Annotated in this window: 13 protein-coding genes; 1 reads left to right on the forward strand and 12 read right to left on the reverse strand. The window is 60.5% G+C overall.

The window, feature by feature from the left end; genetic code table 11:
* The first annotated feature begins 32 nt into the window (after positions 1–32).
* Positions 33–497 (forward strand): GNAT family N-acetyltransferase, encoded by a 465-nt coding sequence (locus tag AC07VV_RS20605; protein ID WP_495037338.1) that lies wholly within the window; start codon positions 33–35, stop codon positions 495–497.
* A gap of 79 nt (positions 498–576) precedes the next feature.
* Here the strand turns inward: AC07VV_RS20605 and AC07VV_RS20610 are convergent, their stop codons facing one another.
* The 12 genes from AC07VV_RS20610 to nuoE all read right to left on the reverse strand — a co-directional run bounded on the left by AC07VV_RS20610 (position 577) and on the right by nuoE (position 13,567).
* A complete protein-coding gene (locus tag AC07VV_RS20610; protein WP_495037322.1) occupies positions 577–954 on the reverse strand; it encodes a type II toxin-antitoxin system VapC family toxin in 378 nt (125 codons plus the stop codon).
* Positions 951–1,382 (reverse strand): type II toxin-antitoxin system Phd/YefM family antitoxin, encoded by a 432-nt coding sequence (locus AC07VV_RS20615; protein ID WP_495037323.1) that lies wholly within the window; start codon positions 1,380–1,382, stop codon positions 951–953. The genes AC07VV_RS20610 and AC07VV_RS20615 overlap by 4 nt, the downstream gene beginning before the upstream one ends.
* A 205-nt stretch (positions 1,383–1,587) precedes the next feature.
* Positions 1,588–3,051, reverse strand: coding sequence for an NADH-quinone oxidoreductase subunit NuoN (gene nuoN, locus AC07VV_RS20620; RefSeq protein ID WP_249486945.1), 1,464 nt, complete (start codon positions 3,049–3,051; stop codon positions 1,588–1,590).
* Between the two features lie 7 nt (positions 3,052–3,058).
* Positions 3,059–4,591, reverse strand: coding sequence for an NADH-quinone oxidoreductase subunit M (nuoM, locus tag AC07VV_RS20625; protein WP_249486943.1), 1,533 nt, complete (start codon positions 4,589–4,591; stop codon positions 3,059–3,061).
* Between the two features lie 39 nt (positions 4,592–4,630).
* Positions 4,631–6,484, reverse strand: a complete 1,854-nt coding sequence (nuoL, locus tag AC07VV_RS20630; RefSeq protein WP_495037324.1) for an NADH-quinone oxidoreductase subunit L — start codon at positions 6,482–6,484, stop codon at positions 4,631–4,633.
* Positions 6,481–6,789, reverse strand: coding sequence for an NADH-quinone oxidoreductase subunit NuoK (nuoK, locus tag AC07VV_RS20635; protein WP_003180046.1), 309 nt, complete (start codon positions 6,787–6,789; stop codon positions 6,481–6,483). Before nuoK ends, nuoL begins: the two co-directional genes overlap by 4 nt.
* 3 nt (positions 6,790–6,792) lie before the next feature.
* Positions 6,793–7,293, reverse strand: coding sequence for an NADH-quinone oxidoreductase subunit J (nuoJ, locus tag AC07VV_RS20640; protein ID WP_322844037.1), 501 nt, complete (start codon positions 7,291–7,293; stop codon positions 6,793–6,795).
* Between the two features lie 9 nt (positions 7,294–7,302).
* The gene (gene nuoI, locus AC07VV_RS20645) at positions 7,303–7,851 is read right to left on the reverse strand and encodes an NADH-quinone oxidoreductase subunit NuoI (RefSeq protein WP_085712394.1); all 549 of its coding nucleotides are present in this window, start codon (positions 7,849–7,851) and stop codon (positions 7,303–7,305) included.
* Between the two features lie 11 nt (positions 7,852–7,862).
* The gene (nuoH, locus tag AC07VV_RS20650) at positions 7,863–8,870 is read right to left on the reverse strand and encodes an NADH-quinone oxidoreductase subunit NuoH (protein WP_007951460.1); all 1,008 of its coding nucleotides are present in this window, start codon (positions 8,868–8,870) and stop codon (positions 7,863–7,865) included.
* Entirely contained in the window at positions 8,867–11,581 is a 2,715-nt protein-coding gene (nuoG, locus tag AC07VV_RS20655; RefSeq protein ID WP_495037325.1) for an NADH-quinone oxidoreductase subunit NuoG, read from the reverse strand. The genes nuoH and nuoG overlap by 4 nt, the downstream gene beginning before the upstream one ends.
* A gap of 136 nt (positions 11,582–11,717) precedes the next feature.
* The gene (gene nuoF, locus AC07VV_RS20660) at positions 11,718–13,073 is read right to left on the reverse strand and encodes an NADH-quinone oxidoreductase subunit NuoF (protein WP_064380702.1); all 1,356 of its coding nucleotides are present in this window, start codon (positions 13,071–13,073) and stop codon (positions 11,718–11,720) included.
* On the reverse strand, positions 13,070–13,567 hold the full coding sequence (gene nuoE / locus AC07VV_RS20665; protein WP_003223804.1) for an NADH-quinone oxidoreductase subunit NuoE: 498 nt from the start codon (positions 13,565–13,567) through the stop codon (positions 13,070–13,072). Before nuoE ends, nuoF begins: the two co-directional genes overlap by 4 nt.

The raw sequence follows: 13,567 nt of genomic DNA on the forward strand, positions 1-13,567 counted from the left end.
TGCCCGTCCGCACATGGCTCAAGGAGAGAGAAATGTTCGAAATGAAAAGAGCCACCCCGAACGATGCCGGGATAGCGTTCGAGATTCGGCGACTGGCGATCCGGCATCAATGCATCGGTGTCTACAGCGAGCAGCAAATGCTCGACTGGACAAAGGGCTCGGCGGCAGACGGTTACGACACGCTCATGCAAAAGCATTTCTATCTGGGTTACTTTGAGGGTGAGCCCGTGGCAACCGGCATGCTCGATTTTGAGCACCGCGAAATCGGCGCAATCTTCATCCATCCGGATTTCATGCAGCGCGGTCTGGGCAAGCGAGTGCTGCACTTTCTTGAAGCGCTGGCACGGGATCTGGGGCTGGCAGAGGTTTGTCTGGATGCGACCTTGAATGCCGCCGGTTTCTACAGGCGCTGCGGTTACGTCGGGGAGGGGAGTGCGGTTTATCAATCGCCTTCAGGTCTTCAACTGGCTTGCGTGCCTATGGTGAAGAAATTGTGATGGCATAAACGCAAAAACGGCACCCGAAGGTGCCGTTTTTTATTGCGCTAGCAACGCTTCAACGCGACTGTCGCGAGGGCTAGATCAAAATGGCCAATGAAGTGTATTTGGCAACGATGGGATCTGCAGTGAGAAGCTTCATGGGCTCAGTCATGGCAGTTGCCACAATAAGGCGGTCGAACGGGTCTCGGTGGTGAGACTCCAGATCCTTCACCGCAATCGCGTGTTCTGATGAAACAGGTAACTCAATGAACCCGCTTTCGACGCAATATCGCCGAATCTCCTCCAGATCAACGCTCAGTTTTCCCAAGCCGACCTTGATCGCCATTTCCCAGAACGTCGCGGCACTGACGTAGATTTCAGCTGCATTATTGATGAGTTGTCTGGCTTTACCGGATAGCTTCTGATCATCGGCGAGTACCCAGAGCAACACATGGGTATCGAGTAACACCCTCATGCTTTCTGGCCTTCAAAGGCCTCCAGCAGATCGTCCGGCAGGGCTGCATCGAAGTCGTCGGTCACGACAAGTTTGCCCTTCATCGCGCCAATTCGCTGTCCGCGTGGCCGTTCCACTGGAACCAGACGAGCAAGTGGCCGGCCATGCTTGGCGATAGTGATGATTTGCCCGGCGGCTGCGTCATCGACCAGTTTGGATAAATTGTTTTTGGCTTCGGCCAACGGAACAATGATCATGGTTCGTCCCTCGTATTCTGGACAAATATAGCCAGAACTCCGTGGGGCTGCAAAGTTGAACGAAGCTTCAGTGCAGATGAATGACGCAAGGGGAGGTTTTTCGTTGTAGCGCGCAGGCGGGACTTCGTTCTGGCATCCACCCGCAAAAGCGCCATAACCATCGACCAACTCGTAAAAGGTCTCGCGTTTCATTATCTGTTTTGCCTCGATTGATGTTTTCCGCAGGCACTCAGGATAGAGGCACACCCTCAATTCTGGCTGTAGGACGGACCTGACAGTCTTGCGCGAGTTTTCGGGAAATTCAGCAAGAGAACAAAGCAGCGGTAACAAATCCCACAAAAACAAAAACGGCACCCGAAGGTGCCGTTTCTGTTTGTAGCCCATTCCAGCAGAGCAATCAGCCCGCCAGACCCGCCTGCTGAACCAGGGTCAGCAACGGTTGTGGGTAGACGCCGAGGAAGAACGCAACCAGGGCGATTGCCAGCAGCATCACGCCGCCTGCTTTCTGTTCCCAGTGCAGTTGGGCGTCATGGCGGCGCAGGTTCGGTTCGATCAGGTACAGGGTGACCATCACGCGCAGGTAGTAGAACACGCCGATGGCGCTGCCCAGAACCAGCGAACCGACCAGCCACCATTGGTGCGATTCGACACCGGTAGCGATGATGTAGAACTTGCCGATGAAGCCTGCGGTCAGCGGGATACCGGCCAGGGACAGCATCATCACGGTCAGTACGGCGGTCAGGTACGGACGGCGCCAGAACAGGCCGCGGTATTCGTACAGCGCATCTGCGTCGCGACCGTTGTACGGCGAGGACATCAGGGTGATCACGCCAAACGCACCGAGGCTGGTGATCACGTAGGTGACCAGGTACACGCCGATGGCTTCCACCGCCAGACCCTTGCTCGCCACCAGTGCGATCAGCAGGTAGCCGAAGTGCGCGATGGAGGAGTAACCGAGCAGACGCTTGAGGTTGCTCTGAGTCAGGGCCAGCAGGTTACCGAACAGGATCGAGGCGATGGCGATGATGGTCAGTACGTTGCTCAGTACGCCACTGCTTGCGGCAGGGGAGATCTGGAACAGACGAACCATTACCGCGAACACAGCCACTTTCGAAGCGGTGGCGAGGAACGCGGCCACCGGTGCCGGAGCACCTTCGTACACGTCCGGCGTCCACAGGTGGAACGGTACCAGCGACAGTTTGAACGCCAGGCCGATCAGCATCATGCCCAGGCCCAGTTGTGCCAGCGAGCTAGGCAGGCCGGTTGCGGCCAGTGCCTGACCGATACCGACGAAGCTCAGAGAGCCCGAGTCTGCGTACAGCAGTGCCATACCGAACAGCAGGAACGCCGAACCGGCGGCCGATAGCACCATGTACTTGATGCCGGCTTCCAGCGAACGCTTGTTGAAGAAGGCGTAGGCCACCAGACCGTAGACCGGCACCGACAGCAGTTCCAGACCGATGAACAACCCGGCCAGGTGCTGCGCGCTGACCAGAACCAGACCACCGGCGGCGGCCATCAGGATCAGCAGGTACAGTTCTTCACGGTTGCCCGGGTAACCCGAACCGCCATCGCCGAGGTAGGCGTGGGCGAGGGTTACGCAGGCGAGGGTGGCGACCAGGATCAGCGCCATGTACAGGCAGGCAAAGGTGTCGATCTGCAGCAATGGGGTCACGGCCAGAGGCGCGACTTTCAGTGCCGGCAGGATCGACAGCAAGGCCAGGTTCAGACCTGCCACCGAAATCAGGAAGGTCTGCGAGTGGTTGCGGCGCCAGGCGATTGCCAGCATCACCACGATAATGGTGAGGCTGGTGATCAACAGTGGCGCAAGCGCAATAAAGTGTTGAATCGTGAATTCCATAGCGCTCTTACCGGGCCGAAGCGAGTTGAGTGAAGGCGGTGCCGAGCCACTGCTGCACGCCATGCATCGTGGCGGCAGAGGTGTCGAGGAACGGTTGCGGGTAGACGCCGAGGTAAATCAGCAGTGCCGCAAGGCCAAGCACCATGATCAGTTCGCGACCGTCCATGCCGTGCAGGATCGAATCCGATTTGGCCGGACCGAAGTAAGCGCGGTGGATCATGATCAGCGAGTAGACCGAACCGAACACCAGACCGGACGTGGCAATCGCGGTGATCCAAGGAGCACTGGCGAAGGTACCGATCAGGATCAGGAACTCGCCGACGAAGTTACCGGTGCCCGGCAGACCCAGGGAGGCGGCTGCGAAGAACAGGCTGATCGCCGGCAGGTAAGCGATACGCGACCACAGACCGCCCATCTCACGCATGTCACGAGTGTGCAGGCGCTCGTACAACTGACCGCTGAGGATAAACAGTGCCGCTGCCGACAGACCGTGTGCCAGCATCTGGATCACTGCACCTTGCAGCGCCAGTTGGCTGCCGGAGTAGATGCCGATCAGTACGAAACCCATGTGGGAAACGGACGAGAAGGCGATCAGACGCTTGATGTCGGTTTGGGCGAACGCCAGGAACGCACCGTAGAAGATCCCGACCAGGCCCAGGGCCATGGCGAACGGCGCGAACTCGGCCGACGCGTTCGGGAACAGCGGCAGGGCGAAACGCAGCAGACCGTAGGCCGCGGTTTTCAGCAAGATACCGGCGAGGTCGACGGAACCTGCAGTCGGCGCCTGGGCGTGAGCGTCAGGCAGCCAGGAGTGGAACGGAACCACTGGCAGCTTGACCGCGAAGGCGATGAAGAAGCCGAGCATCAGGATGTACTCGGTGGTCATCGACATCTTGGTCTTCAACAGATCGGCGTAGTTGAAGGTGATCACGCCGGTGCTGTTGTAGTTGACCAGTACCAGACCCAGGATCGCCACCAGCATGATCAGGCCGGAAGCCTGAGTGAAGATGAAGAACTTGGTCGCCGCGTAGATACGGGTTTTCTTGCCGTCCGAAGAACTGTGACCCCAGAGCGCGATGAGGAAGTACATCGGCACCAGCATCATTTCCCAGAAGAAGAAGAACATGAACAGGTCGAGGGCGAGGAACACGCCGACAACGCCGCCCAGGATCCACATCAGGTTCAGGTGGAAGAAGCCAACGTGACGTTGAATCTCTTTCCATGAGCAGAGTACCGACAGGATACCCAGCAGACCGGTCAGCAGGATCATCAGCAGCGACAGGCCATCGAGGGCCAGGTGCACGTTGATGCCGAAGCGCTGGATCCAGACGTGCTTGAACTCAAGCGCCCAGGTCGGATCGGCGCCAGGCGCCGGAGCAAATGAATAGTCACCGTGGGCCCACAGCCAGAGGCCGAGGGCGAGTTCCAGGGTCATGGTCAACAGCGCAATCCAGCGGGGGAGGGTAGCGCCGAAGCGCTCACCCATCCAGCACAGCAGGCCGCCGATGAAGGGGATCAGGATTAGCCAAGGCAGAATCATGACGGGCTCGTTTCCTTTCGCAAATTCGCAAGGTTCATATCAGACCGCTACCAGCACGACAGCGCCGATTACCAACACGGCACCAGCAGCCATCGACGCAGCGTACCAACGCAGTTGACCGGTTTCGGTACGGCTCAGGGCAGTGTGACCACCCTTGGCCATACGCGGGATCAGACCGATGGTCTGGTCGAGCGGGTCTTTGCGCAGCATGTGGCTGATCGCAAGGTACGGCTTCACGAACAGTTTGTCGTAGATCCAGTCGAAGCCCCAGGCAGCGAACCACCAGGCCGAAAGGAAACGGCCGATGCCGCTGTTGGCGACCGCAGTCACGAAGCGACGCTTGCCGAGGAACAGCAGGGCCGCCAGCAGGATACCGGCCAGGGCGATGGCGCCCGACGCGATTTCCAGACTGTGCTTGGCTTCGCCACCGGCATGGCCAACGCTCTCAGGCAGTACGCCGTGCAGCGGTGGAACGATCATGGCGCCGACGAAGGTCGACAGCACGATCAGCACCGACAGTGGCAGCCAGTGAGCGATGCCGTGACCGGCGTGAGCTTCGGTCTTGGCTTCGCCGTGGAACGTGATGAAGATCAGGCGGAAGGTGTACAGCGAAGTCATGAATGCGCCGACCAGACCTGCGTAGAGCAGACCGTGGTTGCCGCTGGCGAACGCTTCCCAGAGGATTTCGTCCTTGGAGTAGAAGCCTGCGGTGACCAGTGGCAGAGCAGCCAGGGCGGCACCACCGACGATGAAGCTGGCGTAGGCCAGTGGCAGCTTTTTCCACAGACCGCCCATCTTGAAGATGTTCTGCTCGTGGTGGCAGGCAACGATCACCGCACCGGAAGCAAGGAACAGCAGGGCCTTGAAGAAGGCGTGGGTCATCAGGTGGAAAATCGCGCCATCCCAGGCGCCAACGCCCAGCGCCAGGAACATGTAGCCGATCTGGCTCATGGTCGAGTAGGCGAGGATACGTTTGATGTCGGTTTGCACCAGCGCGGCGAAACCGGCCAGTACCAGGGTCACACCACCAACGATGCCGACCAGGTGCAGGATTTCCGGCGCCAGGGTGAACAGGCCGTGGGTACGGGCGATCAGGTAGACACCGGCGGTGACCATGGTCGCGGCGTGGATCAGTGCCGAAACCGGGGTAGGGCCGGCCATCGCGTCCGCCAGCCAGGTTTGCAGCGGCAGTTGAGCCGATTTACCGACCGCACCACCCAGCAGCATCAGGGTTGCCAGGGTGATCCAGAAGTCGCCGACCTGGAATTTCTGCGGTGCCAGCACCAGCAGTTCCTGGATGTTCAACGTGCCCACTTGCTGGAACAGGATGAACAGGCCGATGGCCATGAACACGTCGCCGATCCGGGTCACGATGAAAGCCTTGAGTGCGGCGTTACCGTTGTTGCGGTTGCTGTAGTAGAAACCGATCAACAGGTACGAGCACAGACCCACGCCTTCCCAGCCGAAGTACAGGAACAACAGGTTATCGCCGAGCACCAGAAACAGCATGCTGGCGATAAACAGGTTGGTGTACGAGAAGAAGCGCGAGTAACCCGCTTCGCCGCGCATGTACCAGGACGCGAACAGGTGGATCAGGAAGCCCACGCCCACCACCACGCCGAGCATGGTGATCGACAGGCCGTCGACGTAGAGGGCGAAGTTCGGCTTGAAGCCTTCCACCGCCATCCACTGCCAAAGCACCAGGGTGTAGTGACCGCCTTCGGGGGGCGCGACGTTGAATTGCCAGATGACGTAGGCGGCGACAATCGCCGACAAGCCAATGGAACCCACGCCGATCAGCGCAGAGAGGTTTTCCGACCAGCGTCCACGGGAGAACGACAGCAGCAGGAAACCGATCAGAGGGAATACGAAAGTCAGAAAGATCAGGTTCATCCGCGCATCTCACTGGCAGCGTCGATATCGAGCGTGTGGAAGCGGCGATACAGTTGCAGCAGGATCGCCAGGCCAATACTGGCTTCGGCGGCTGCAAGGCTGATCACCAGGATGAACATGATTTGTCCATCCGGTTGCGCCCAGCGGGCGCCCGCAACGATGAAGGCCAGTGCAGAGGCGTTCATCATCACTTCCAGACTCATCAACACGAACAAAATGTTGCGGCGGACCATCAGGCCGACCAGACCAAGGCAGAACAGGATGCCGGCAACGGCTAAACCATGTTCGAGAGGGATAGCAGGCATGTCTTACTCCTTCGCCTCGTTACGGCCCAAATGGAACGCCGTGACGGCTGCAGCGAGCAGCAGCATCGAGGCGAGTTCGACCACCAGCAGATACGGACCGAACAGGCTGATGCCCACGGCTTTTGCGTCCACGGTGGTGTGGCCGATGGCCTGACCGCTCTGGTGAGCGAACAGCACATACAGCAGTTCGGCCAGCAGCAGGGCGGCGAGAATCACCGGACCTGCCCAGATGCCGGGCCTTAGCCATGTGCGTTCCTGCTGAACCGAGGCGGGGCCCAGGTTCAGCATCATCACCACGAACACGAACAGCACCATGATGGCGCCAGCGTAGGCGATCACTTCCAGCACGCCGGCGAATGGAGCGCCGAGTGCGAAGAAGGTCATGGCCACGGCGATCAGCGAAATGATCAGGTAGAGCAGGGCGTGCACAGGATTGGTGTTGGTGACCACACGCAATGTGGACACAACAGCGATACCCGATGCGAAATAGAAAGCGAATTCCATCGTTCTTCCTTAAGGCAGCAAGCTCTTCACGTTGATCGGCTCGGCTTCGTTTTGTGCGGCGCCTTTCGGCTTACCGGCAACGGCCATACCTGCAACACGATAGAAGTTGTAATCAGGGTTTTTGCCGGGGCCGGAGATCAAAAGATCTTCTTTCTCGTACACCAGGTCCTGACGTTTGAACTCGGCCATCTCGAAATCCGGGGTCAGCTGGATCGCGGTGGTCGGGCAGGCTTCCTCGCAGAGACCGCAGAAAATGCAGCGCGAGAAGTTGATACGGAAGAAGTCCGGGTACCAGCGACCGTCTTCGGTTTCAGCTTTCTGCAGCGAGATGCAACCCACCGGGCAAGCCACGGCGCACAGGTTGCAGGCTACGCAGCGTTCTTCGCCATCGGGGTCGCGGGTCAGGACGATGCGGCCACGGTAGCGTGGCGGCAGGTAGACCGGCTCTTCCGGGTATTGCAGGGTGTCGCGCTTGCGAAAGCCATGACCGAAGATCATGACCAGGCTGCGCAACTGGGTACCGGTACCCTTAATGATGTCGCCAATATATTTGAACATGGGTCAAATCCTCACTGAACCGCAACTGCAGGCGTGTTCCACAACACGATTGCAGCGGTCACCAGCAAATTGATCAGGGTCAGTGGCAGGCAGAATTTCCAGCTGAAGTCCATCACCTGGTCATAACGCGGACGCGGGATCGAAGCGCGCAGCAGGATGAACAGCATGATGAAGAACGCGGTCTTCAGTGCGAACCAGACGAAGGACAGTTGCGGCAGGATGCCGAACGGACCGTGCCAGCCACCGAAGAACAGGGTGACCAACAGCGCCGAGATCAGGATGATGCCGATGTACTCACCGACGAAGAACATGCCCCATTTCATACCGGCGTATTCAATGTGGTAACCGTCGGCCAGTTCCTGTTCCGCTTCCGGCTGGTCGAACGGGTGACGGTGAGTCACGGCCACGCCAGCGATGAAGAAGGTACAGAAGCCGAAGAACTGCGGAATGATGAACCACAGGTTCTGCGCCTGGTACTCGACGATATCGCGCATGTTGAACGAGCCGACCTGCACCACGATGCCCATCAGGGCCAGGCCCATGAACACTTCGTAGGACACGGTCTGCGCCGAGGCACGCAAGCTGCCGAGGAGGGCGAACTTGTTGTTACTCGACCAGCCGGCGAACAGCACCGCGTAGACCGACAGACCGGCCATGGCGAAGAAGAACAGCAGGCCGATGTTCAGATCCGCCACGCCCCAGGTCGGGGTGATCGGGATGATCGCGAAGGCGATCAGCAGGGCGGACATGGCCACCACCGGTGCCAGGGTGAAGATCACCTTGTCGGCAAACGGCGGGGTCCAGTCTTCCTTGAAGAACATCTTCAGCATGTCGGCAGCGATCTGGAACATGCCGAACGGGCCAACGCGGTTCGGACCGTAACGGTCCTGCCACCAGCCCAGCAGGCGACGTTCGACAAAGCTGAGCAACGCACCCGCGACCACCACGGCCAGCAGGATGACGATGGCTTTGATGACCGTCAGGATCACATCGATCACTTCAGGGGTGAACCAGGTCATTGCGCTGCCTCCTGCAGACCATCAACGGTTTGGCCGAAAATCGCCGGCGGAATGCCTGCCAGACCGGCCGGCAGTGCAACCAGGCCAGCGCCCAGCTCTTCATTGATGCGCAGCGGCAGACGCAGGGTCTGGCCGGCAACATTGAGGCTCAGCAGAGCACCGTCGTTGACGCCCAGGCGATCCGCTTCGGATTTCGCCAGGCCAACGTAGGCGGCCGGGATGCGTTCCTGGACCGGAGCGGCTTTCGACGAGTTCTCGTCGCTGCCGAACAAGTGGTAGAACGGCACGGCTTGCCAGGTGCCCTGGGCCGGGTTGAACGCGCGCGGAACACTGGCGAACCAGTTCAGCGAATCACCGGTGCTTTCGATCAGGCGGGTGCCCGGATCGCCAGCACGCAGGTGACCACCGACTTCGTCCTGGAACTTGTTCCAGGCTTGCGGCGAGTTCCAGCCCGGCGACCAGGCGAAAGGAACCTGCTGACGCGGTTCGACGGAGCCCGAGTAACCTTCCATCGAGAAGGCGAACGCGGTGTCCTTGTCTTGCGGGGTGCGTGGTTCGTGAACACTGATATCGGCGCGCATCGCGGTGCGACCGGAATAACGCAGCGGCTCACGGGCCAGTTTCAGACCCTTGATGCGGAACGAGGCGGACGGTGCGGCGTCGACGATACGCGCCAGTTGCGTGGTGCTCGAAGCAACGGCAGCGGTGACGTGGTCGAGTTGCGTCCAGTCGATCGGCTGGTTCAGCAGGGTGGCGCGCAGGGCGTGCAGCCAGCGCCAGCCTTCGTGGACCAGAATGCTCGAGTCCATGTATTGCGGATCGAAAACCTGGAAGAAGCGCTGGGCGCGGCCTTCCTGGCTGACCAGCGTACCGTCGCCTTCAGCGAAGCTGGCGGCTGGCAGAACCAGATGCGCGCGGTCGCTGGTCGCAGTCTTCTGGTGGTCGGCAACGATCACTACTTTCGCAGCGTTCAGTGCCGCATCGACCTTGGCTTTGGCGGTGCGGGTGTACAGATCGTTTTCAAGCACGACGATGGCGTCGGCCTTGCCGTCGATGACCGCTTGCAGCGCGGCATCAACCGATTCGCCACCGAGCATGGCCAGACCGAGGCTGTTGGCTTCCGGCACGATCAGGCTGATCGAACCGTTCTTCTCGCGCAGCTTCAGGGCTTTGGCGATGTTCGCAGCGGCTTCGATCAAGGCTTTGGAGCCCAGCGAAGTACCGGCGATGATCAGCGGACGCTTGGCCGCGAGCAGGGCATCAGCGATGCGCTTGGCCAGTTCCTGGGCTTCGGCGTCCAGACCTTCGACGGCCGGTGCGCTGGCGTCCAGGGCGTGAGCCACGGCGAAACCGATGCGGGCCAGATCGTCGGGAGCGGCGTGTACACACTCTTCGGCGATGTCGTCGAGCTTGGTTTCAGCCAGGCTGGCGATGAACAGCGGGTTCAGCTCGTGCTGACCGATGTTCTTCACGGCGGCGTCGAGCCAAGGCTGAACGCGCATGGCTTCGGCCATGTCTTCGGCCTTGCCTTTTACCGACTGACGCAGGGCCAGGGCCATACGGGCAGCGGTCTGGGTCAGGTCTTCACCGAGGACGAACACGGCGTCGTGGTCTTCGATGTCGCGCATGTTCGGGACTGGCAGCGGGCTGTCCTTCAGCACTTGGAGGACCAGACGGATGCGTTCCAGTTCGGAGGCTTCGATACCGGAGTAGAAGTGCTCGGCGCCGACCAGTTCACGCAACGCGTAGTTGCTTTCCAGGCTGGCACGCGGCGAACCGATACCGACGATGTTGCGACCGCGCAGCAGGTCGGCGGCTTTGTCCAGCGCAGCATCCAGGCTTAGCTTGGTGCCGTCGGCCAGCAGCGGCTGACGTGGACGGTCGGTGCGGTTGACGTAGCCATAGCCGAAACGGCCACGGTCGCACAGGAAGTACTGGTTCACCGAACCGTTGTAACGGTTTTCGATGCGACGCAGTTCACCGTAACGCTCACCCGGGGAAATGTTGCAACCGCTGGAGCAGCCATGGCAGATGCTCGGCGAGAACTGCATGTCCCATTTACGGTTGTAGCGCTCGGAGTGAGTCTTGTCGGTGAACACACCGGTCGGGCAGACCTCGGTGAGGTTGCCGGAGAACTCGCTTTCGAGGGTGCCGTCTTCAACGCGACCGAAGTACACGTTGTCGTGGGCGCCGAATACACCGAGGTCGGTGCCGCCGGCGTAGTCCTTGTAGAAACGCACGCAGCGGTAGCAGGCGATGCAGCGGTTCATTTCGTGGGAAATGAATGGGCCCAGTTGCTGGTTCTGGTGGGTGCGCTTGGTGAAGCGATAACGGCGCTCGTTGTGGCCGGTCATCACGGTCATGTCTTGCAGGTGGCAGTGACCGCCTTCCTCGCACACAGGGCAGTCGTGCGGGTGGTTGGTCATCAGCCATTCAACAACACTGGCGCGGAACGCCTTGGATTCTTCATCGTCGATGGAGATCCAGGTGTTGTCGGTGGCAGGGGTCATGCAGGACATGACGATGCGACCACGGGTGTCGTTCTCGTCGGTGTACTGCTTGACCGCGCACTGGCGGCAGGCCCCGACGCTACCAAGCGCGGGGTGCCAGCAGAAATAAGGGATGTCGAGGCCCAGCGACAGACATGCCTGTAACAGGTTGTCTGCCCCGTCGACTTCGAGCGCTTTGCCGTCTACGTGGATAGTGGCCATGGTTCAAAGGTCTTCGTTGGCCCGGTGTCAGCGGGCGTGGCTAATGGAATCTTGTTATCCGTCCGAATCCAGTCAGCCCCGAAAGGCGTCATCGGACGAAAGACGAAGGGCACGGACCCTTCGCCTTTTTAAGCGTTTACGCGCCGACTACGATCGGCTTCGCCAGAGGCGGGACGGCGGCGCTTGCGGGCGCGATACCGGCTTCGAACTCTGGACGGAAGTATTTGATGGCACTGCCCAACGGTTCCACGGCACCCGGTGCGTGAGCACAGAAGGTCTTGCCCGGGCCGAGGAAGTTGACCAGACCCAGCAGGGTCTCGATGTCGCCTGGCTGGCCGCGGCCTTGTTCGATGGCCATCAGCAGCTTGACGCTCCATGGCAGGCCATCACGGCAAGGGGTGCAGAAGCCACAGGATTCGCGAGCGAAGAACTGCTCCATGTTGCGCAGCAGGGACACCATGTTGACGCTGTCGTCCACCGCCATGGCCAGGCCGGTACCCATACGGGTGCCTACCTTGGCGATGCCGCCGGCGTACATTTGTGCGTCGAGGTGTTCCGGCAACAGGAAACCGGTACCGGCGCCGCCTGGCTGCCAGGCCTTGAGCTTGTAACCGTCGCGCATGCCGCCGGCGTAGTCTTCGAACAGCTCGCGACCGGTCACGCCGAATGGCAGTTCCCACAGGCCAGGGTTCTTGACCTTGCCGGAGAAGCCCATGAGCTTGGTGCCCATGTCTTCGCTGCCGTCGCGGGCCAACGATTTGTACCAGTCCACGCCGTCGGCGATGATCGCCGGCACGTTGCACAGGGTTTCAACGTTGTTCACGCAGGTCGGCTTGCCCCACACGCCAACGGCGGCAGGGAAGGGCGGCTTGGAGCGTGGGTTGGCGCGGCGGCCTTCGAGGGAGTTGATCAGTGCGGTTTCTTCACCGCAGATGTAACGCCCGGCACCGGTGTGGACGAACAGCTCGAAATCGAAGCCGCTGCCCAGGATGTTCTTGCCCAGCAGGCCCGCTGCCTTGGCTTCTTCCACGGCACGGTTCAGGTGCTTGGCGGCGGTGGTGTACTCGCCACGCAGGAAGATGTAGCCACGGTAGGTTTTCAGCGCGCGGGCGCTGATCAGCATGCCTTCGATCAGCAGATGGGGCAGTTGCTCCATCAGCATGCGGTCTTTCCAGGTGTTCGGCTCCATTTCATCCGCGTTGCACAGCAGGTAACGGATGTTGATGGATTCGTCTTTTGGCATCAGGCCCCACTTCACGCCAGTGGGGAAGCCTGCACCGCCGCGACCCTTGAGGCCAGCGTCTTTCACGGTCTGGACGATGGCGTCCTGATCCATGTCGGCAAAGGCTTTGCGTGCCGCCGCGTAACCGTTCTTGGCCTGGTACTCGTCGAGCCATACGGCTTCGCCGTCGTCACGCAGGCGCCAGGTCAGCGGGTGAGTCTCGGCCGAACGCTGGATGCGGTTGGCAGGACCGAAAGAGGTCAGGGTCATACGTAGCCCTCGAGCAGTTTGGCGACGCCGGCAGGCTGGACATCGCCAAAGGTGTCGTCATCGATCATCAGCGCCGGTGCCTTGTCGCAGTTACCGAGGCAGCAGACCGGCAGCAGGGTGAAACGACCGTCGGCGGTGGTCTGTCCCAGGCCGATACCCAGGTTGTTCTGGATTTCGCTGACGACCGACTCGTGGCCGCCGATGTAGCAGACCATGCTGTCGCAGACGCGAATGATGTGACGGCCGACCGGCTGACGGAAGATCTGGCTGTAGAACGTGGCCACGCCTTCAACGTCGCTGGCCGGGATGCCGAGGATCTCGCCAATGGCGTACAGGGCGCCGTCCGGCACCCAGCCGCGTTCTTTCTGAACGATCTTCAGGGCTTCGATCGACGCCGCGCGCGGGTCTTCGTAGTGATGCAGCTCGTGCTCGATGGCCGAGCGCTCGGTTTCACTCAGGGTGAAACGGTCTGTCTGGATAAGCGTGCTGTTCAT

It is taken from the genome of Pseudomonas sp. GW821-FHT02C04, from assembly GCF_059421845.1.

Coding starts and splice junctions, on each gene's coding strand:
- AC07VV_RS20605 (WP_495037338.1), top strand. CDS start 33: ATGTTCGAAATGAAAAGAGCCACCCCGAACGATGCCGGGATAGCGTTC.
- AC07VV_RS20610 (WP_495037322.1), bottom strand. CDS start 954: ATGAGGGTGTTACTCGATACCCATGTGTTGCTCTGGGTACTCGCCGAT.
- AC07VV_RS20615 (WP_495037323.1), bottom strand. CDS start 1,382: ATGAAACGCGAGACCTTTTACGAGTTGGTCGATGGTTATGGCGCTTTT.
- nuoN (WP_249486945.1), bottom strand. CDS start 3,051: ATGGAATTCACGATTCAACACTTTATTGCGCTTGCGCCACTGTTGATC.
- nuoM (WP_249486943.1), bottom strand. CDS start 4,591: ATGATTCTGCCTTGGCTAATCCTGATCCCCTTCATCGGCGGCCTGCTG.
- nuoL (WP_495037324.1), bottom strand. CDS start 6,484: ATGAACCTGATCTTTCTGACTTTCGTATTCCCTCTGATCGGTTTCCTG.
- nuoK (WP_003180046.1), bottom strand. CDS start 6,789: ATGCCTGCTATCCCTCTCGAACATGGTTTAGCCGTTGCCGGCATCCTG.
- nuoJ (WP_322844037.1), bottom strand. CDS start 7,293: ATGGAATTCGCTTTCTATTTCGCATCGGGTATCGCTGTTGTGTCCACA.
- nuoI (WP_085712394.1), bottom strand. CDS start 7,851: ATGTTCAAATATATTGGCGACATCATTAAGGGTACCGGTACCCAGTTG.
- nuoH (WP_007951460.1), bottom strand. CDS start 8,870: ATGACCTGGTTCACCCCTGAAGTGATCGATGTGATCCTGACGGTCATC.
- nuoG (WP_495037325.1), bottom strand. CDS start 11,581: ATGGCCACTATCCACGTAGACGGCAAAGCGCTCGAAGTCGACGGGGCA.
- nuoF (WP_064380702.1), bottom strand. CDS start 13,073: ATGACCCTGACCTCTTTCGGTCCTGCCAACCGCATCCAGCGTTCGGCC.
- nuoE (WP_003223804.1), bottom strand. CDS start 13,567: ATGAACAGCACGCTTATCCAGACAGACCGTTTCACCCTGAGTGAAACC.